Below are 18648 nucleotides of genomic sequence, written 5' to 3' on the forward strand. Positions count from 1 at the left end.
TTCCTCAATGCGACAACTAGTTATAGAAGCGCAGGAAATCGAGAGCGGAGATATTGACAGCTTTCGCGGAATATGCAAAAGCAAAAGACAAATAACCAATCAACGAAGCAATAAGCGGGCCTATTATTGGCAAAGCCTTCTAATCCGGCAAGCGTAGCGTTTCAGTACACCGCACTTGATGACTAAAACGCCGTCAACGTGGGTGGTGATGTTTCCCTATGCCTCGCTTTCGGGCAATGGTGGTGACAGAAAGGTTACCGATGACTGCCCACGTAACAAAAAGCACAAGGCCCCGCCTGGATCGACCGAGCGGGGCCTTGTGACAAACCGGGTGGGAGCTGGCCCCACCCTTCGTTTTTACTTACGCGACATTCATGGTCTTGTGGGTATCCACCAAGTGCTGGACAACGCCCGGATCAGCCAAGGTCGAAATATCACCCAACGCGTCATACTCGGCCGTGGCAATCTTGCGCAGAATGCGGCGCATGATCTTGCCTGAACGGGTCTTGGGCAGGCCGGGGGCCCACTGAATAACATCCGGCGAAGCGATCGGACCGATCTCCTTGCGCACCCAGTTCTTCAATTCCAGACGCAGCGCTTCACTGGGCTCTTCACCCCCATTTAGGGTGACATAGACATAGATGCCCTGCCCCTTGATGTCGTGCGGTACACCCACCACAGCCGCCTCAGCCACTTTCGGGTGCGCAACCATTGCGCTCTCGATCTCGGCGGTGCCCATACGGTGACCGGAGACGTTGAGCACATCATCAACGCGACCAGTGATCCAGTAGTAACCGTCTTCATCACGACGGGCACCATCACCTGTGAAATACATGCCGCGGAAGGTCTTGAAGTAGGTGTCGACGAAACGATCGTGATCGCCATACAGCGAACGCGACTGACCCGGCCACGAATCAAGGATCACCAGGTTACCTTCGGCAGCACCATCAATCAGGTTGCCCAGGTTATCCACCAACGCCGGCACCACACCGAAGAATGGTCGCGTCGCCGAACCCGGCTTGAGCGCGGTAGCACCTGGCAGCGGGCTGATCAGCACGCCACCGGTTTCGGTTTGCCACCAGGTATCGACAATCGGGCAGCGCTCCTTACCCACCGTCTGGTAGTACCAGTTCCAGGCTTCCGGGTTGATCGGCTCACCCACCGACCCCAGCAGACGCAAACTGGAGCCATCAGCGCCAGCCACGGCGGCCTGCCCTTCCGCCATCATTGCGCGAATGGCAGTCGGTGCGGTGTAAAGGATATTGACCTTGTGCTTGTCGATGATCTTCGACACTCGAGTGATATCCGGATAGTTCGGCACACCTTCGAACAACACAGTGGTCGCACCGTTGGCCAGCGGGCCATAAACGATGTAGCTGTGACCGGTGACCCAACCAACGTCGGCGGTGCACCAGTAGACTTCACCTGGACGGTAGTCAAATACCCGCTCGTGGGTCAGGGCGGCATAGACCATATAGCCGCCAGTGGTATGCAGCACACCCTTAGGCTTGCCGGTGGAGCCGGAGGTATAGAGGATGAACAGCGCTTCTTCGGCGCCCATTTCTTTCGGTGCGCAGTGACTGGAAGCAACCTTCATCAGGTCTTCGTACCAAATGTCACGATGCTGGTGCCAGGCAATATCACCACCAGTGCGCTTGCAGACGATGATTTTCTGCACGCTGGCGGTTTCCGGGTTGGTCAGGGCCAGATCAACATTGGCCTTGAGCGGGGTACGACGGCCGCCACGCAGGCCCTCGTCGGCGGTGATCACCACTTTCGACTTGCAGTCGATGATGCGCCCAGCCAATGCCTCGGGGGAGAAGCCACCGAACACGACCGAGTGGATTGCGCCGATACGGGCACAGGCCAGCATCGCAACCACCGCCTCGGGAATCATCGGCATGTAGATGGTGACCACGTCACCACGGTGCACATCCTGACCGCGCAAAGCGTTGGCGAATTTGCACACCTGCTCGTGCAGTTCGCGGTAGGTGATGTTGCGGTGCTCGGAAGGATCGTCACCCTCCCAGATGATTGCAACCTGATCACCACGCTCGGCCAGGTGGCGATCAAGGCAGTTGTAAGAGACGTTCAGAGTGCCGTCTGCAAACCATTTGATATCGACATGATGGTCGTCAAAAGAGGTCTGCTTGACCTTGGTGAAGGGCTTGATCCAGTCCAGGCGCTGGGCCTGCTCACGCCAGAAGCCATCCGGGTTGATAACCGACTGCTGGTACATGGCCTTGTAGGTCGCCTCGTCAGTCAGCGTAGTGGCCGCAACCTCGGGACGAACGGGATACAGGGGAGCCGCACTCATCTTTATCTACCTCGGTGTAATAGTTGTTTTTGTATGACCTCGTTGTAACTGTACCAGACCTCGCCGACCATTCGACGTTGGTAGTAACGCCCTGCTCTTTTGCACCCACGCAATTGACGGCAGGCTCAAGACCGGGCACTAGCGCGTAGAAAATAAAATCCGCCAGGTGCAAATCCTGCGATTGTTACAGTTTTTGCCAACAGTGTTTATCAAAACGCCATCTGTTTAAGGTACCCGCCCACCCCTAAAATTCACCTCGCCAGCAACGGCATCGCGATTAACTTCTTGTTACAGCCCCCACGAAGGCCGTTAATCCCGAGATAACCCCGATAGTTGAACTTTAGTTGCACACGCGGCGCCACAAGCGCTGCGTGCCCCCTTACGACCTTAGACAGGTAAAATGAAAATGAAAGCGTTACTGGTATTGGCACTTGGCAGTCTTTGCAGCGTGGCCATGGCCGACGAAGTTGCAAACGGTGCTGCCGAGCAGATTCCGGTTGAACAGTACAGTTACTCGCAGCACCTGGACATCGCCAAAGTCATTTCCATGAGCGAAGTCCCGAATGTCTGCGAAGTGGTCCCGGCGCGCATGACCTACGAGGACTCGCAGGGCCAGCGGCATATTCTTGAGTACCGTGTAATGGGTAACGGTTGCTCTAACGGATAATCTGAAGATTACCGCTCGCCGCGCCTCGATCACCATTGACCGGGGCGCGCGGTTCAAATAAACCACACAAGATCGTTACACCCAACTATCGTCAAGCTGACAACCTTGTAATTAAAGTTAGTTTACTCAACCGACCTACCAACACCATGTTCGCGCAACTTGTTGGCGATTGTCGTGTGTGAAACACCCAGTCGTTTTCCTAACGCACGACTCGTGGGAAATTCACTCATCAATTGTTCCAGCACGGCCTTTTCAAAACGCCCGACAATGTCGCCCAGATCGCCTTCCAGGGAAAACTCCCCCAGCGGTTGGCGCGCCCCATAGTCCGGCAAGCGAATGTGCTCGCCCTTGACCACCCCACCCTCACACAACGACACCGCTTGGAACAAGACGTTCTCCAGCTGGCGTACGTTACCCGGCCAGTGATACTGACTCAGGCGCTCCATTGCCGCAGGGGCCAGGCGCGGCAACGGGCAACCAATCTGCCGACTGGCTTGATCGAGAAAGTGCTCGACCAGTGGCGGCAAGCCATCCAGACACTCACGCAATGGCGGAATGTGCAGTGAAAGCACATTCAGGCGGTGATAAAGATCCTGACGGAACTCGCCACGCGCGCAGAGCTCCGAGAGGTCAACCTGGGTCGCGCAGATAACCCGCACATCCAAATACACCTCCTCGTCACTGCCCACCCGGCGGAAGCAACCATCCTGTAAAAAACGTAGCAACTTGACCTGCAAGCGCGGGCTCATCTCACCCACACCATCCAGAAACAGCGTGCCCCCCGCCGTCAGCTCCAATAAACCCAGCTTGCCCTCGGCTCGCGCCCCTTCGAAGGCTCCAGGCCCATAACCGAACAACTCGGTTTCGGCCATCGATTCCGGCAGGCCAGCGCAATTGAGTGCCATTAATGGCGCCTGCCCGCGTGGGCTCGCCAAGTGGCAGGCGCGGGCCAGCAACTCTTTACCGGTACCCGTCTCCCCTTCGATCAGTAACGGCGCGTCCAACGGCGCCATGCGCCGCGCCTCACGCACCACCGCCGCCATCACCCGCGAACTCTGGAAAATGCTGTCGAAGCCGCGCAACTCCTGCTTGCGCACGTTGTAGATGCGCTCACCAATCCGGTCGGCTCGGTGCAAGGTCAACACAGCCCCTGCCAGCGCCTCGCTATCGTCGTGCTCCGATTGCAGCGGTGCGATGTCGGCCAGGAACACATCACCCTTGACCTTGACCCGTAGGCCATTGATCCGCGATTTGTTCGCCCGCACCAGCTCCGGCAAATCGAAATCCTCGGCATACCGCGACAACGGGATCCCTGGAACCTCATCCACCCGCACCCCGAGCAACTGCGCCGCCGCTCGGTTGGCAGCAACGATAGAGCCCCCCATGTCGATCGACAACACCGGAAAATCCAGCGCCCCGAGCAACGCATTGAGCTCCATGTGTCGCCGCTCACTGGGCATCAGACCTACGCGCTTGACGCCGAACACACCGGTGATCGATTCGAACTTGGGCCGTAACGCCTGAAACTGCAGGTTAATCAGGTTAGGACAGTGCAGATAGATCGCATTGCCATGCTCGCCGCCGACCTCACCGCGGGCGACGTTGATGCCGTACTCCACCAGCAAGTTGAGGATGTCGCGCAGAATGCCGATGCGGTTCTGGCAATGCACTTTGATACGCATGAACTGTCCTACCTATAGGTCTGGAACAAAACCTTGGCACCCACCGGACGAGCAATTATTTAGTCACCCGGAAGATTTTTCGTAAAGATTACGTGACAAAAAGTCGAAATCCGATCAAGAACAGCCCTCGATTTTTCGGACTCCCGCCAAGAATGTAAAATAATCGTTACAGAAAGCAGCGAAATTAGCCAGCCCTCCAGGCGCTAGACCGATGCAAAGTACGGCGCTGCGGGTTATCTCTTAAGCAACGGCTTGATCACATAACAAAAAAGGCCCTCAGCAGGAGAGCAGTATGAAACAGACGCAATACGTGGCTCGCGAGCCCGATGCGCAAGGGTTTATTGACTACCCGCAGCAGGAACACGCGGTGTGGAATACCCTGATTACCCGCCAACTGAAAGTGATCGAGGGCCGCGCGTGCCAGGAGTACCTGGACGGCATCGAACAACTGGGCTTGCCGCACGACCGCATCCCACAGCTGGGTGAAATCAATAAAGTGCTGGGCGCCACCACTGGCTGGCAAGTCGCCCGCGTGCCTGCGCTGATCCCCTTCCAAACCTTTTTTGAACTGCTGGCCAGCAAGCGCTTTCCGGTAGCAACTTTCATTCGCACCGAAGAAGAGCTCGACTACCTGCAAGAACCGGATATTTTCCACGAAATCTTCGGCCATTGCCCGTTGCTGACCAACCCCTGGTTCGCCGAGTTCACCCACACCTACGGCAAACTTGGTCTCAAAGCGACCAAGGAAGAGCGCGTCTATCTGGCCCGTTTGTACTGGATGACTATCGAGTTCGGCCTCGTTGACACCCCCCAGGGACGCAAGATCTATGGCGGCGGTATCCTCTCCTCGCCGAAAGAGACCGTCTACAGTTTGTCCGATGAGCCTGAGCATCAGGTCTTCGACCCGCTGGAAGCCATGCGCACCCCCTACCGCATCGACATCCTGCAACCGGTGTACTTTGCCCTGCCCAACCTCAAACGACTGTTCGACCTCGCTCACGAAGACATCATGGGCATGGTCCACACAGCAATGAAGATGGGCCTGCACGCACCGAAATTTCCACCGAAGGCGGCCGCCTGAGCCGCCTCGTAAATCAATAACAAACCACTTGCGGAAAACCTTATGAACGCCTTGAACCAAGCCCACTGCGAAGCCTGCCGCGCCGATGCCCCACAGGTCAGCGATGAAGAACTGCCGGTACTGATCAAGCAGATCCCGGATTGGAACATCGAAGTCCGTGACGGCATCATGCAGCTGGAAAAAGTCTTCCTGTTCAAGAATTTCAAGCACGCCTTGGCCTTCACCAATGCCGTTGGCGAAATCTCCGAAGCCGAAGGCCACCACCCAGGTCTGCTGACCGAATGGGGCAAAGTCACCGTTACCTGGTGGAGCCACTCGATCAAAGGCCTGCACCGTAACGACTTCATCATGGCTGCGCGCACCGACGAGGTCGCCAGTACCGCTGAAGGCCGTAAATAATGCACTTCGGCGCGATTGGGCGCGTACCCGGTGATCCAATTCTGGGGCTGATGGAGGCTTATGCCAACGACAGCAACCCCCATAAGTTCGACCTGGGCGTTGGAGTCTTCAAGGACGCCCAGGGTCTGACGCCGATTCCGGCTGCCGTCAAACTCGCCGAACAGCGCCTGCTCGACCAACAATCGAGCAAAAGCTATGTTGGCGGTCACGGCGATGCCGCATTTGCGCGCTTGATCAGCGAGCTGGTGCTCGGCAGCGATTCGGCATTGCTGGCCAGTAAGCGCGCCGGCGCCACCCAGACACCGGGTGGCACCGGCGCCCTGCGCCTGGCAGCAGAGTTCATCGAACATTGCTTGCCGGGCCGCGGCATCTGGCTGAGTGACCCAACCTGGCCCATCCATGAAACCATTTTCGCTGGCGCCGGCCTCAAGGTCAGCCACTACCCCTATGTGGGGGCGGACAACCGGTTGAATGTAAGCGGGATGCTAGCGGCGCTGGAAATGGCACCCAAAGGCGATGTGGTGCTGCTGCACGCCTGCTGCCACAACCCAACCGGCTTCGACCTGTCCCAGGACGACTGGCGCGCAGTGCTGGAGGTGGTTCGCCGCCGTGAGCTACTGCCGTTGATCGACTTTGCCTACCAAGGCTTCGGTGACGGCCTGCATGAAGATGCCTGGGCAGTACGCCTGTTTGCTGCCGAACTACCAGAACTGCTGATCACCAGCTCCTGCTCAAAAAACTTCGGCCTCTACCGTGATCGCACCGGCGCCCTGCTGGTGTGCAGCCATGATGCCGAGAAATTGCTGGATGTACGCAGTCAACTGGCATTACTGGCGCGCAACCTGTGGTCCACGCCACCGGATCATGGTGCGGCGGTGGTAGCACAGATTCTCGGTGATGTCGCGCTCAAGCAACTGTGGGTCGAAGAAGTCGAGGCCATGCGCCAGCGTATTGCTGAGCTGCGCATCGGCCTGGTCGAGGCCCTTGCCCCGCACGGATTGAGCGAACGCTTTGCACACATTGCCGCGCAACGCGGGATGTTCTCCTACACGGGCTTGTCGCCAGAGCAGGTCAAACAACTGCGTGAACGCCATAGCGTCTATATGGTCGGCACGGGCCGGGCAAATATTGCCGGCGCCGATGCGGCACGCCTTGGTGCCCTGGCTGCCGCCATCGCGGACGTCTGTCGCTGAGTTGTGGGAGCGGATTCATCCGCTCCCACAAAAGCGCCATCAGGCAGGAAAATTCATACTGTCATCCAGACTCCTGTATCCTGCACGAGCTTTTAATAAGCCACGCGCGCCTTGCGCAGCCTTTCCACACACTTGCGAGGAACGACGAGATGCATGAAATCCCGAACTTTCCCTTCCCAAGCCTGAACCCAGAAGAGCAGACACCTGCCACTCACAGCGCCGAACCAGCCCAGGCTGACCACGACGGCGACGAAACCCCCAGCGCTGACCAGGAATAACCGCGCAGATCAGACTGTGTGAAAACGGCTGATGCAGGGACCACCCCCGTTAACACGTTTTCACACCGTCAAGAATTCCTCGAAACCCGCTCACATCGCCTTGGCGCCCCGCCTGCCCGTAAATACAGATACTTCGCACTTGCCACCGGCACGACTTTCAGTAGTCGATCTTGCCACGCCCTGCCTTGATCGCCCCACGCTTGCTCTTGGTGTCCAGACGCCGAGTTTTTGAACCCAGAGTTGGCCGGGTCGGACGCCGCGCCTTGTCCACTTTGACCGCCGCCAGGATCAGCTCCCGCAAGCGCTCCAGCGCATCCGCACGGTTTTGCTCCTGGGTTCGGTATTGCTGGGCTTTGATGATGATCACCCCGTCACGGGTAATGCGGCTGTCGCGCAACTCCAGCAAGCGCTCCTTGTAGAACGGCGGCAAAGACGAGGCTTGCGTATCGAATCGCAGGTGCATGGCACTGGAAACCTTGTTGACGTTCTGCCCGCCCGCCCCTTGAGCGCGGATAGCCGTCAGTTCGATTTCATGGTCGGGAATCTGCACGGAATTGGAAATGATCAACATAAGTCACAGGCCTGATAAGGCCCCAAGGATACCGCATAAAACAAAAAGCCCGGCACAAGGCCGGGCTCCTTCAACAACGACTGTGCCTTACTTGGCCGCCGTGTTTACCTCAGGGATACGACGGGCCTGGCGATTACCTTTGAGGCCATAGCAGGCAAACATCACCACCAGCCACACCGGAATCGCATACACCGACATCTGGATACCCGGGATCTGCAGCATGATGCCCAGGATCAACACCACGAAGGCCAGGCACAGGTAGTTGCCGTAGGGGTACCACAGCGCTTTGAACAGCGGCTTCTGACCCGTTTTGTTCATGTGCTGACGGAATTTCAGGTGCGAGTAGCTGATCATTGCCCAGTTGATTACCAGAGCCGCCACAACCAGCGACATCAGTAGCTCCAGGGCATGCTGCGGGATGAAGTAGTTAAGCAGTACTGCGACCAAGGTCACGGCCGCCGACGCCAGGATCGAACGCACCGGTACACCGCGCTTGTCGATCTTCGCCAGGCCGGCTGGGGCATCGCCCTGTGCAGCCATGCCGTAGAGCATACGGGCATTGCAGTAAGTACCGCTGTTGTACACCGACAGCGCCGCAGTCAGGACCACAAAGTTGAGGATGTGCGCAGCCACATCACTACCCAAAAGCGAGAACACCTGAACGAACGGGCTGGCGCCATAGGTGCCACCGGAAGCGTCGAGACTAGACACCAGGCTGTCCCATGGGGTCAGCGACAGCAGTACCACCAGGGCGCCGATGTAGAAAATCAGAATGCGGTAGATCACCTGGTTGATCGCTTTCGGGATCACGGTTTTTGGCTTGTCGGCCTCTGCTGCGGTGAAACCGAGCATTTCCAGACCACCAAACGAGAACATGATGATCGCCAGCGCCATGACCAGGCCGCTCACGCCATTGGGGAAGAAACCGCCGTGCTCCCACAGGTTGCTCACCGACGCCTGCGGGCCGCCGCTACCGCTGACCAGCATGTAGCTGCCCAGGGCGATCATGCCGACGATGGCCAGGACCTTGATGATCGCGAACCAGAACTCGGCCTCGCCGAACACCTTGACGTTGGCCAGGTTGATCGCGTTGATCAGGACAAAGAAAGCTGCTGCCGAAGCCCAGGTCGGGATCTCCGGCCACCAGTAGTGGACGTACTTACCAACTGCCGTCAGCTCCGACATACCCACCAGGATGTACAGAACCCAGCAGTTCCAGCCAGACAGGAAGCCGGCGAAACCACCCCAGTATTTGTGGGCAAAATGGCTGAACGAACCGGCCACCGGCTCTTCAACGATCATCTCGCCCAGTTGGCGCATGATCATGAAGGCGATGAAGCCACAGATCGCATAACCGAGAATCATCGACGGACCGGCCGATTTCATCACGCCAGCCGAGCCCAGGAACAGCCCGGTACCAATTGCACCGCCCAAGGCGATCAACTGAATGTGGCGATTTTTCAGGCCGCGTTTCAGCTCGCCTGAATGCGAGTTTTGTCCACTCATGAACGAAGTCACCTGCTTGTTTTTATCTGTGACGGAATCGGACCCACCACGCTCGTGGCGCAGCGGAATTAACAAGGTGATTACCTTGAGGGTCTTGGACAACTGCTGCCCTTCCAGGGCAAAAGCCGTGGGCAAATCAGCCGGGTGTCAACAAGAGTGCGCGGTACGCATTGGGGTCACAGGTAAAACGCGGCGCATTGTATACCCCTGTAGCCGCGCAGGGGTCAACACGTTGCGTCAATGTCTTATGACAAAACGCAGCGTTTCTGAGGGAAGGATCAAGCCTGGGGAGGAAATCGGCGTACATGGCGCCTCCATTTGTTCTTATTGAATGCCCAGCTCTCCGGCCCGGCTTTGCACACGGCAATGGCGTCCATCACACCGCTCCCAAGGGCCAGAGGCAAGCACTTGACGTGTACGTAAATCACGCTTGACCGGAGTTTTCGGCAACTTCTGTTTACAACATCGGAGAATGCTGGAAAGACCCACAACACGCGGGCACCTTTGTAACGATTTATTTACAAGGCGGCTTGAAAACTTGCCAACGCTTACGCTAGCGACTGTAAGGCAAGGTTATTTAAGGCAAAAAAGGTTCTTTACGGATTATCGTGGGGGGGGATGTGCGGGGTTGTACTGAGTTGTACTGGGAGCTTATCCATTCGATATGGTGAGGCTACCGGCCCCTTCCGCCCTTACGGCGGCCTACTTTTTTCTTGGAAAAAGTAGGCATGGGTCTGCCCCCAGGTAGCGGACGCCAAGAAGCTGGTTATCCAGCCCTCTGCCTCAAGCCTTTGGCATATTCGTTCGGAGAACGGTAGCCCAGCGCAGAGTGCAGTCGGCTGCTGTTGTAAAACCCATGGATGTAACTGGCGATTGATAACTGCGCCTGTTTTTTCGTGGGGTAGATCCCGCAAGCCTCCTCTCTTTTCAGCGTAGCGAAAAAGCTCTCGGCCACCGCGTTGTCCCAACAGTTTCCCCTTCGGCTCATGCTCTGTGTGAAGTCCTTCTTGGCCAGTGTCAGGCGAAACTTACTGCTCGCGTACTGACGGCCCTGATCGGAGTGAAATACCGCTCCGTTGGCGCCAGAGCAGGCGCTCCAGGCGTTCAGAAACGCGCGTTCGACCAAGTCGTCAGGCATTCGATCAGACAAGCTGTAACCCAGTATCTGGCGGGTTTGGATACTCAACACTATGGCCAGATACAACCAACCTTCCTTGGTTGGGAGATAGGTGATATCACTGACCCAGGTTGGCGTGAGGTTATCGATGGAAAACTGACGCGCCAGCACATTACTTGCAACCGGCAAGTAATGGTGGCTGTCCGTGGTGCAGGGCCTGAAACTGCCTTTGGACTTGCCCCGTATCTGCTCCTCCTGCATCAACCGCCTAACCCGTTTGTGGCCCACCGCGTGCAATTTCTGGCGCAAGGCTGCCACTAGCCGTGGCCGGCCGTAGGTGTTTCGACTGGCCGCATAGGCCTTACGCAACTCAATGCGAATTTGAGCGTCAGGGTCAGGGCGAGACTGACGGTGCGTGTAATCGTAGAAACCTGAAACCGAGACATCCATCACCCGACACAACACACGTACGGGGTATTGAGTCCGCTCAGTAGCGACGAAGGCGTATCTCACCTGGACTCTTTGGCAAAGAATACCGCCGCCTTTTTTAGGATTTCACGCTCCATTTTTAGCTCGGCAATCTCGGCCCGCAGGCGAGCGAGCTCACTGTCTTCCTTGGTGATGGGCTTGCGTTCAGGTGAACTCAACGGCTGGCCTCTGCGCGTGGCATCAACCCAGTTATCCAGCGTTTTCACGGACATCTCTAGCTGGCGGGCAGCTTCGGTTCTGCCAACGCTTTCAGCTAATGCGACGGCTTGAGCCTTGAACTCATCGGTATAGTTACGGCGAGTGCTTGGGTACATGGCAACCTCCAAGAGAGCGATTTAAGTATCGCTTCTTGGCGTCCGTTGTCACGGGACAGTTCCAGCAAAACCGCTCGCTCCTGCATACGGCCCTACGCTACGCTCCGGGTCCCCTCGCTCCGGCACCCTCCGGGGCCACGCGGCCTACGACTTGCTTCGCCAAGTCTACGTCTCGCGTCTTCGGCTACGCCGAAGGTGCTACGCACTGCCCCTACTGGTACCTCCACTCGGCCTCCTGAAGTCGCAGACTGCGGCGCATGAACTTGCGCGCATGAAGATCAAAAGCGGTGCAGTGCGGTGCAGTGCGAGGTATTGCACTGTTTTGTGGGAGCTGGTCTTGCCAGCGATGCAGACACCGCGCAACACCTGACACTGCATCGATACCACCGGTGGCAAGACCGGCTCCTACAATTCATCAGCGGGCGTGCCCGCGATGGTGTCCGACTGTCCACTGCAAAGCTTGCGTTCGAAGATAACGCCAGCCCAGGCGCCGCCCGTAACTTCGCGACTTCAGGAGGCCGAGCGGAGGTGTCTGGAGGGGGTAGGTGCGCAGCACCCTTCGGCGTTAGCCGAAGACGCGAGACGTAGACTTGGCGAAGCAAGTCGTAGGCCGCGATCCCCCGGAAGGCACCGGAGCGAGGGAACCCGAAGCGCAGCGTAGGGCCGTATGAATGGAGCGGGCGGTTTTGCCTACTTTTTCCAAGAAAAAAGTAGGCCGCCGTAAGGGCGGAAGGGGCCGACAGCGTCGCCACATCGACTGGATAAGTTCACGCTCTAAACACCCAGCACCCGCACCCGCACCCGCACCCAAAACATCTTCCCGATGAGTCCGTGAAAAACAAAAAAAGCCAACCCGAAGGTTGGCTTTTTTCTGGGAGTCAGCCCCCACACGCTCAGCACAAAACAAGTGCCGCTAGAGGACTATGGGCGAGGCTTGTTGCGAGTGCTGCCTGGACGCTTGGGCCCTGGCTTGCCACGCTTGTTCATCTCGCTTGGGCGCTCAGCCACGGCGCTGCGGCCATCACGCCCGCCTTCCTTGCGCGGCGCTTCGCCACGCGGCTGGCGAGCCGGGCGCTCAGCTTCACCCCCGCGCGGCTGACGGGCCGGACGCTCAGCCGTTGGCGATGCACCGTCCTGTGCCGGGCGCAGGGTACGCACGCGCTCACCACGACCCAACGGACGCGTGGACTTGCGCTGCAGACGCTCCAGCTTGTCCTTGGACTTGTGGTTCAAGGTTGGCATCGCTACTGGAGTCAAACCTACCTCGGCGGCAAGGATGTCGACTTCCTGCTGACTCATTTCGCGCCAGCGGCCCATCGGCAGGTCGGAGTTGAGGAACACCGGACCGAAACGCACGCGCTTGAGGCGGCTGACCACCAGGCCTTGGGACTCCCACAGGCGACGTACTTCGCGGTTGCGACCTTCCATCACCACGCAGTGATACCAGTGGTTGAAGCCTTCACCACCAGGCGCTTCCTGAATGTCGGTAAAACGCGCCGGGCCGTCTTCGAGCACAACACCCGCCTTCAGACGGGCAATCATGTCTTCGTCGACTTCGCCACGAACCCGTACCGCGTACTCACGATCCATCTCGTAGGAAGGGTGCATCAGGCGGTTGGCCAGCTCACCGTCTGTGGTGAACATCAGCAGGCCAGTGGTATTGATGTCGAGGCGACCGATATTGATCCAACGGCCTTCTTTTGGCCGTGGCAGGCGGTCGAATACCGTCGGACGGCCTTCTGGGTCGTCACGGGTGCAGATCTCGCCGTCGGGCTTGTTGTACATGATCACCCGGCGCACAGTCTCGGCAGACTCTTCACGCTTGATCAGGCGACCATCAACGGAAATCGCGTCATGCAGATCGACGCGCTGACCCAAGGTCGCGTTGACGCCGTTGACTTTGATCCGCCCCTGGCTGATCCAGGCTTCAACGTCACGGCGTGAACCCACGCCGATACGCGCGAGAACTTTTTGCAGTTTCTCGCCTGACGGCGGCAATGGTTGGGTTTCTTGCAGGTCTTTATCACTCATCTGGGCACCTCCCGGTGTAAGAATTGAAAACTGGATAGGCGAACAAGCGCCAAAAAGGTCGCAAATCATACGCTGATCACGCCCCGAGCGCACCTGAGACTAGTTGAAATTCTTCAGTCAGGCAGATAATTCTGCCCGAAGGTGGCGGGTTCACGAAGGCCCGCAGGTCACGCAGATCCAGCGCGAAACGGCCCGGGCTGGGAACGTGACCGCCCTCGAACGCCGAGGGGGGCGCATCCAGCTGACCAATTGCAGGGATAAAAAGCGCCTGTGCGCGCTGATCGACCCCATGCAGTTCAACAGCGATGGTTCTACCACCCGCTACGGCGACAAAGGTGAATACTGGATAATCCTCAAAGGCTACTGATCAAGATCTACACAGGGCTTGCCATCACTCTTTAAATCCCGGCAGGCCATGGGCTGCCCGCCATTTTTTGATCGTCTTAGTAATTCCTGCTGACGATGTGTCTGCTCCCAGTTCCGGGTAATAAATTAAATCTGCTCCACTGGGATGCCCGATGATTTGTCTGAAATGGAACAGCAGCTCATCCGCACGTTCATCAGTAGGAGCTTTATCTTCTTTTCGAATTTCCTCGACAAGTCCCACAAAATCCTCTTCGGTGTAATCAGAAAGGCTATTTTTTATAAACGGATCGCTCATGTTTTTCGTCCTTAATTTTTGTGCACGTCAATATGATTTTTCGGCGTGTTAACCCTTAAATTATCGACATTGTAGACCTCTCCACCTTCCGAGATCTGCTCGACGTGGTGAAGGTTGTGAGTCTGTCGTTTCCCTACCATGTCAACTTCTCGTGCACGCGGTGCTTTCCCGTCTTGCATACGCGACAGGCTGTCCTCGCTAAATTGACCGCTAAGAGACGGATCTTTCGAAGCTGCAACCCAAAATGCCCGCCTGAACGAGTCGATACTCGAAAAACTCCGGCCTCGGAGTGTGTCGGCAATGCTGGTTGGAACCGGTGCGCCGAGTCCTGCTCGAGCATGGTCGAGCCATTCACCAGGGACATTTTCACCGATGCCAGTGACAACACCAGGTTCGCCCCGGCGCACGCTCAGCGATAGGTAAATCGGTGCGGATGGCTCTACCACCCGCTACGGCGACAAAGGCGAAAACTGGAGGATCCTCAAAGGCTACTGATCGAAGGTCTACACGGGGTTTGGTTTTCTGTTCCAGTGCTCCCAAAACCCCCTTTGCCGTTTTTTCGATGCCCAAAAGTAGAGTCAAATTGCAGGCAATTTGAAGCACTCCCCCTATCCTGCACACATCGGCTTTATGTTTGTATCTATGCCTCGACACCAATGAATAGTTTCAAATCAGGTGGAAGCGACTGACCGATAATTTCTGAAACCAATTCTACTTGCTCACTAGTCAATAACCATTCGCCCTGGGCCATTGCATTAAGGCTTTTATGGCCGAGAGCTTTAACAATTTGATCATTAAACGAGGCATTAACATCGAGCTCAAATTTGATCAGATCATCTTCTGAACCATTAGGGAGAAAACCACTGATACACAAATACATAAGCACTCCTATCTTTCTACTTTTCTGCCAGGTTTTGCGGGCTTTGTTTGCTCACCAGTTTCAGGGTTGAACTCCCCTAAATGCTTTCCTTGTTTGTCGTAAATCTCAACAGCACCATGCTGACTGTCCCATTCATAAATACGACCTTTATGATCTTTCCAGCGCTTACGAAGCCCGCCACCACCTTGCACCTTGGTTTTAGCATCCGCTTTTACCACATCAGGAAAAGCAGCTAGCCCTTTAGGTGCAGGATGATAGGCATGCCCCCCCATCACACTCAGCGAGATGTAAATCGGCTGAATGTCCGTGTCCGGAAACCAGACAATCGCGTCCTGATAGTCCGGTGGGTAAGCCGGATTAATCAGAATTTGGTCGGCTTTCTCACCGGGTGGAAACACCCATGCAGCGGGTTTCAGCATGACGCCCTGGAGTGCCGGAATCCCCAACACGGCCTTGGGATCGACGGCCGGTGTCCAGATAATTTTGATGCCATCGCCAAAATCCGCGACCATCTGATCGCCGCTGGCCTCGGCCTTGATCATCGGCACGTTCTGCCATTCCCGCTTGGTCCCGGTATAGAACCCGTACAGGCTGACGGCACCGTCCGGCAGGTGTTTAACGGTTACCCGCACCCGCGTATTGGCTTCGGTGAATTCGGCGTATTGCTCGGACGTGTAGAACGCGCTGTCGGGTGAAGTTGTGTTGGGTAAAACCATGCCGACCATGATCTTCACATTGGGGGGAGCCATCGTCCACAAACTGCCGCCCAAGCGTTTGGCCAGTTCCATCGCACTGCCAGAGCCGCCAATCCATTGGAGTGCCGTACCCGAGGCTGATGCTGCACTGGAGGTACCTAGTACCGCGTAAGCACCATACTGACTGAGCAACTCCAACGGGATAAAACCGCTCGGGTTGTGGTTGATAATCCCATCCGACAACAGCACGCGCAGAGATCGCTGGACGGTATCGATGCTGCACGACACGAGCACCGACAACGTCTTTTGGCTAATAACGACTGCGTTTGTTGGCCCATTTTGGCCACCAGATGGTGCAGCAGCATCGCTGCCTTTGGCTTTCGACCTATGAGGTTGGCCCAATCTTCATGGGCCTTACGCTCTGTTTGCACCCACTGACCGGGCTTGTTTTCGGCTGGCGTTCCAATTTCCGCTGGTGCGCAAGCCTTGTGCATATTTTGTGATCCGTTGCGGTAGGGTTACTGGCGTGGCGTCTCTGGCTCCGGATCATGCGCCTCGGCGTCTTCAGCCGCAGGCTCGGCCTCGAGCAAGTCGTCAAAATCGGTTTTAAGGCCCTCCTCCATGGAGTCGAGCTCGACCAGCAGGCTGCGAAAACTGGTTTCTTCCAGTGGCACCTCAGGTTCGGCACTTTCATCGGCAAGCGCCTGCAGATGAGCCGGCACCGGCGCATCATCCAGCTCCAGGATCGGCTCTGGCTCCATCTCGCGCAGGTCAGCCAAGGCCGGCAGGTCATCGAGGTTCTTCAGGTTGAAATGATCGAGAAAGGCCTTGGTGGTGGCGAACATCGCCGGTTTGCCGGGCACTTCACGGTAGCCGACGATACGGATCCACTCCCGTTCGAGCAGGGTCTTGACGATGTTGCTGTTGACCGCCACGCCCCGCACGTCTTCGATCTCACCGCGGGTAATGGGCTGGCGGTAGGCGATCAGGGCGATAGTCTCCAACAAGGCGCGTGAATAGCGTTGTGGCCGTTCTTCCCACAGGCGACCGACCCAAGGCGCATAGTCTTCGCGAATCTGCAGGCGATAGCCTGAAGCGACTTCCTTGAGTTCGAAAGCGCGCCCATTGCACGATTTGCGCAGCACTTCCAAGGCTTTCTTGAACACGACAGGTTCAGGGCGTTCAGCTTCTTCAAAGAGCTCGAACAGCCGTTCCAGTGATTGCGGTTTTCCCGAGGCCAGTAAAAAGGCTTCAAGCAGGGGCGCCAGGTCGCGCGGATCGTTCAGGTTCATGGCGTTGCTCGTGGTCACTCGGCCCGGGCGCGGACGTGGATCGGCGCAAAGGGCTCATTTTGCACCAGTTCGATCAAGGATTCCTTCACCAGTTCCAGAATGGCCATGAAGGTCACCACTACGCCCAGCTTACCTTCCTCGGCCGTAAACAGCTCGACGAACGGAACAAAGCCACCGCCTTTGAGGCGTTCGAGCACTTCACTCATACGCTCGCGGGTCGACAGCGCCTCACGACTGACCTGGTGACTTTCAAACAGATCACCACGGCGCAACACCTCAGCCATCGACATCAGCAGCTCTTCCAGGCTGACTTCAGGCAATAGCTTACGGACCTTGGCCTGCGGCGCATCCAGGCGCGGCACGATGATTTCGCGACCGACCCGACTGAGGCCATCGATGCCCTCGGCCGCTGCCTTGAAGCGTTCGTATTCCTGCAGACGGCGAATCAGCTCGGCACGCGGGTCGCCCTCTTCCTCTTCGATCTCGGCAGAGCGCGGCAGGAGCATGCGCGACTTGATCTCCGCCAACATCGCGGCCATGACCAGGTACTCGGCCGCCAGCTCCAGGCGCACGGTCTTCATCAATTCGACGTAGCCCATGTACTGACGGGTGATCTCCGCCACGGGAATATCGAGAATGTCGACGTTCTGCTTGCGAATCAGGTAGAGCAACAGGTCCAACGGGCCTTCGAACGCTTCGAGAAAGACTTCCAGGGCATCCGGCGGGATGTACAGGTCCACCGGCATTTCGGTCATGGCCTCGCCATACACCAGCACCAGCGGCAATTCCTGCTGAGTACCTGCTTGTGGATCGAGGCTCGACTCGGGGGGTGAGGCCTGACTCACGCTTCGACCATAAATGGTGCCGGGTCGCCGCAACCGACGCGGATGATTTCAGGTTCATCACCCGCCAGATTGATCACCGTGGACGCCTTGAGGTCGCCAAAACCGCCGTCGATGATCAGATCAACGTGATGCTCCAGGGTCTGGCGAATTTCATAGGGATCGGTCAACGGCTCGTCTTCGTCCGGCATGATCAGGCTCACGCTCATCAACGGCTCACCCAGCTCTTCCAACAGCGCCAAGGCGATTGGGTTGGATGGCACGCGCAAACCGATGGTGCGGCGTTTCTCGTGCAGCAGCAGGCGCGGCACTTCGCGAGTAGCATTGAGGATGAAGGTATAAGCCCCCGGGACATGGGCCTTGAGCAAGCGGAAGGTCGAGGTATCGATCTTGGCGAACAAGCCCATTTGCGACAAGTCACAGCAAATCAGGGTGAAGTTGTGGTTCTTGTCCAACTGGCGCAGGCGTCGAACCCGTTCCACGGCATTTTTGTCGCCGATCTGGCAACCCATGGCGTAGGAGGAGTCGGTCGGGTAGACCACTACCCCACCCTTGCGAATAATTTCAACAGCCTGTTTGATCAGGCGCGGTTGCGGGTTCTCCGCATGAATCTGGAAAAACTGACTCACATTC

At 57.2% G+C, this 18648-nt stretch carries 20 protein-coding genes; 6 read left to right on the plus strand and 14 right to left on the minus strand.

Annotation, left to right across the window (positions count from 1 at the left end):
* Nucleotides 1–361 precede the first annotated feature (361 nt).
* Nucleotides 362–2317 (minus strand): acetate--CoA ligase, encoded by a 1956-nt coding sequence (gene acs, locus CX511_RS19155; RefSeq protein WP_045189749.1) that lies wholly within the window; start codon nucleotides 2315–2317, stop codon nucleotides 362–364.
* Between the two features lie 406 nt (nucleotides 2318–2723).
* On the opposite strand from acs, the gene CX511_RS19160 reads away from it, so the two are divergent.
* Entirely contained in the window at nucleotides 2724–2984 is a 261-nt protein-coding gene (locus CX511_RS19160) for a DUF2790 domain-containing protein (protein WP_045189747.1), read from the plus strand.
* Between the two features lie 122 nt (nucleotides 2985–3106).
* Here CX511_RS19160 and CX511_RS19165 read toward each other — a convergent pair whose 3' ends face one another.
* Complete coding sequence (locus CX511_RS19165; RefSeq protein ID WP_045189745.1) at nucleotides 3107–4666, minus strand: sigma-54-dependent phenylalanine hydroxylase transcriptional regulator PhhR; 1560 nt, start codon at nucleotides 4664–4666, stop codon at nucleotides 3107–3109.
* Nucleotides 4667–4958: 292 nt separating this feature from the next.
* Here CX511_RS19165 and phhA point away from each other — a divergent pair, with 292 nt between their 5' ends.
* The 4 genes from phhA (at nucleotide 4959) to CX511_RS25450 (ending at nucleotide 7617) form a co-directional block, all read left to right on the plus strand.
* Nucleotides 4959–5747 carry a phenylalanine 4-monooxygenase gene (gene phhA, locus CX511_RS19170; protein WP_045189744.1) on the plus strand — a complete coding sequence of 263 codons (789 nt, stop codon included), beginning with the start codon at nucleotides 4959–4961 and terminating at the stop codon, nucleotides 5745–5747.
* Nucleotides 5748–5789: 42 nt separating this feature from the next.
* Nucleotides 5790–6146, plus strand: a complete 357-nt coding sequence (locus CX511_RS19175; protein WP_036994257.1) for a 4a-hydroxytetrahydrobiopterin dehydratase — start codon at nucleotides 5790–5792, stop codon at nucleotides 6144–6146.
* On the plus strand, nucleotides 6146–7339 hold the full coding sequence (locus tag CX511_RS19180) for an amino acid aminotransferase (RefSeq protein WP_101291986.1): 1194 nt from the start codon (nucleotides 6146–6148) through the stop codon (nucleotides 7337–7339). The genes CX511_RS19175 and CX511_RS19180 overlap by 1 nt, the downstream gene beginning before the upstream one ends.
* Before the next feature lie 149 nt (nucleotides 7340–7488).
* The gene (locus tag CX511_RS25450; RefSeq protein ID WP_256205418.1) at nucleotides 7489–7617 is read left to right on the plus strand and encodes a hypothetical protein; all 129 of its coding nucleotides are present in this window, start codon (nucleotides 7489–7491) and stop codon (nucleotides 7615–7617) included.
* 157 nt (nucleotides 7618–7774) lie between these two features.
* On the opposite strand, the gene arfB is transcribed toward CX511_RS25450, so the two are convergent.
* From arfB to rluB, 5 genes are all read right to left on the minus strand, one after another.
* Nucleotides 7775–8188, minus strand: coding sequence for an alternative ribosome rescue aminoacyl-tRNA hydrolase ArfB (gene arfB, locus CX511_RS19185; RefSeq protein WP_045189741.1), 414 nt, complete (start codon nucleotides 8186–8188; stop codon nucleotides 7775–7777).
* Nucleotides 8189–8275: 87 nt separating this feature from the next.
* Nucleotides 8276–9694 (minus strand): amino acid permease, encoded by a 1419-nt coding sequence (locus CX511_RS19190; RefSeq protein ID WP_045189771.1) that lies wholly within the window; start codon nucleotides 9692–9694, stop codon nucleotides 8276–8278.
* 766 nt (nucleotides 9695–10460) lie between these two features.
* Nucleotides 10461–11324, minus strand: coding sequence for an IS3 family transposase (locus CX511_RS19195; protein WP_220639111.1), 864 nt, complete (start codon nucleotides 11322–11324; stop codon nucleotides 10461–10463).
* Nucleotides 11321–11614 carry a transposase gene (locus tag CX511_RS19200; protein WP_220639103.1) on the minus strand — a complete coding sequence of 98 codons (294 nt, stop codon included), beginning with the start codon at nucleotides 11612–11614 and terminating at the stop codon, nucleotides 11321–11323. The genes CX511_RS19195 and CX511_RS19200 overlap by 4 nt, the downstream gene beginning before the upstream one ends.
* A gap of 921 nt (nucleotides 11615–12535) precedes the next feature.
* Complete coding sequence (rluB, locus tag CX511_RS19205; protein ID WP_101291976.1) at nucleotides 12536–13645, minus strand: 23S rRNA pseudouridine(2605) synthase RluB; 1110 nt, start codon at nucleotides 13643–13645, stop codon at nucleotides 12536–12538.
* A 205-nt stretch (nucleotides 13646–13850) separates the two neighbouring features.
* On the opposite strand from rluB, the gene CX511_RS19210 reads away from it, so the two are divergent.
* Nucleotides 13851–14012, plus strand: a complete 162-nt coding sequence (locus tag CX511_RS19210) for a hypothetical protein (protein WP_158239991.1) — start codon at nucleotides 13851–13853, stop codon at nucleotides 14010–14012.
* Nucleotides 14013–14036: 24 nt separating this feature from the next.
* Here CX511_RS19210 and CX511_RS19215 read toward each other — a convergent pair whose 3' ends face one another.
* The 7 genes from CX511_RS19215 to CX511_RS19240 form a co-directional block, all read right to left on the minus strand.
* Complete coding sequence (locus tag CX511_RS19215) at nucleotides 14037–14306, minus strand: bacteriocin immunity protein (RefSeq protein WP_101291974.1); 270 nt, start codon at nucleotides 14304–14306, stop codon at nucleotides 14037–14039.
* An 11-nt stretch (nucleotides 14307–14317) separates the two neighbouring features.
* Nucleotides 14318–14752 carry a pyocin-S2/colicin E7-DNase domain-containing protein gene (locus CX511_RS25505; protein WP_331275181.1) on the minus strand — a complete coding sequence of 145 codons (435 nt, stop codon included), beginning with the start codon at nucleotides 14750–14752 and terminating at the stop codon, nucleotides 14318–14320.
* 194 nt (nucleotides 14753–14946) lie between these two features.
* Nucleotides 14947–15186, minus strand: coding sequence for a pyocin S6 family toxin immunity protein (locus tag CX511_RS19220; protein WP_045185930.1), 240 nt, complete (start codon nucleotides 15184–15186; stop codon nucleotides 14947–14949).
* 8 nt (nucleotides 15187–15194) lie between these two features.
* Nucleotides 15195–16175: a colicin E3/pyocin S6 family cytotoxin gene (locus tag CX511_RS19225; protein ID WP_231353327.1), complete on the minus strand. Its 981-nt coding sequence runs from the start codon at nucleotides 16173–16175 to the stop codon at nucleotides 15195–15197.
* Nucleotides 16176–16399: 224 nt separating this feature from the next.
* Nucleotides 16400–17173: an SMC-Scp complex subunit ScpB gene (gene scpB, locus CX511_RS19230; RefSeq protein ID WP_101291972.1), complete on the minus strand. Its 774-nt coding sequence runs from the start codon at nucleotides 17171–17173 to the stop codon at nucleotides 16400–16402.
* 14 nt (nucleotides 17174–17187) lie between these two features.
* A complete protein-coding gene (locus CX511_RS19235; RefSeq protein WP_101291971.1) occupies nucleotides 17188–18018 on the minus strand; it encodes a segregation and condensation protein A in 831 nt (276 codons plus the stop codon).
* Nucleotides 18015–18644, minus strand: coding sequence for an L-threonylcarbamoyladenylate synthase (locus tag CX511_RS19240; protein WP_101291970.1), 630 nt, complete (start codon nucleotides 18642–18644; stop codon nucleotides 18015–18017). Before CX511_RS19240 ends, CX511_RS19235 begins: the two co-directional genes overlap by 4 nt.
* Nucleotides 18645–18648 lie beyond the last annotated feature (4 nt).

The organism is Pseudomonas sp. S06B 330 (genome assembly GCF_002845275.2).
Classification (GTDB): Bacteria; Pseudomonadota; Gammaproteobacteria; order Pseudomonadales; family Pseudomonadaceae; genus Aquipseudomonas.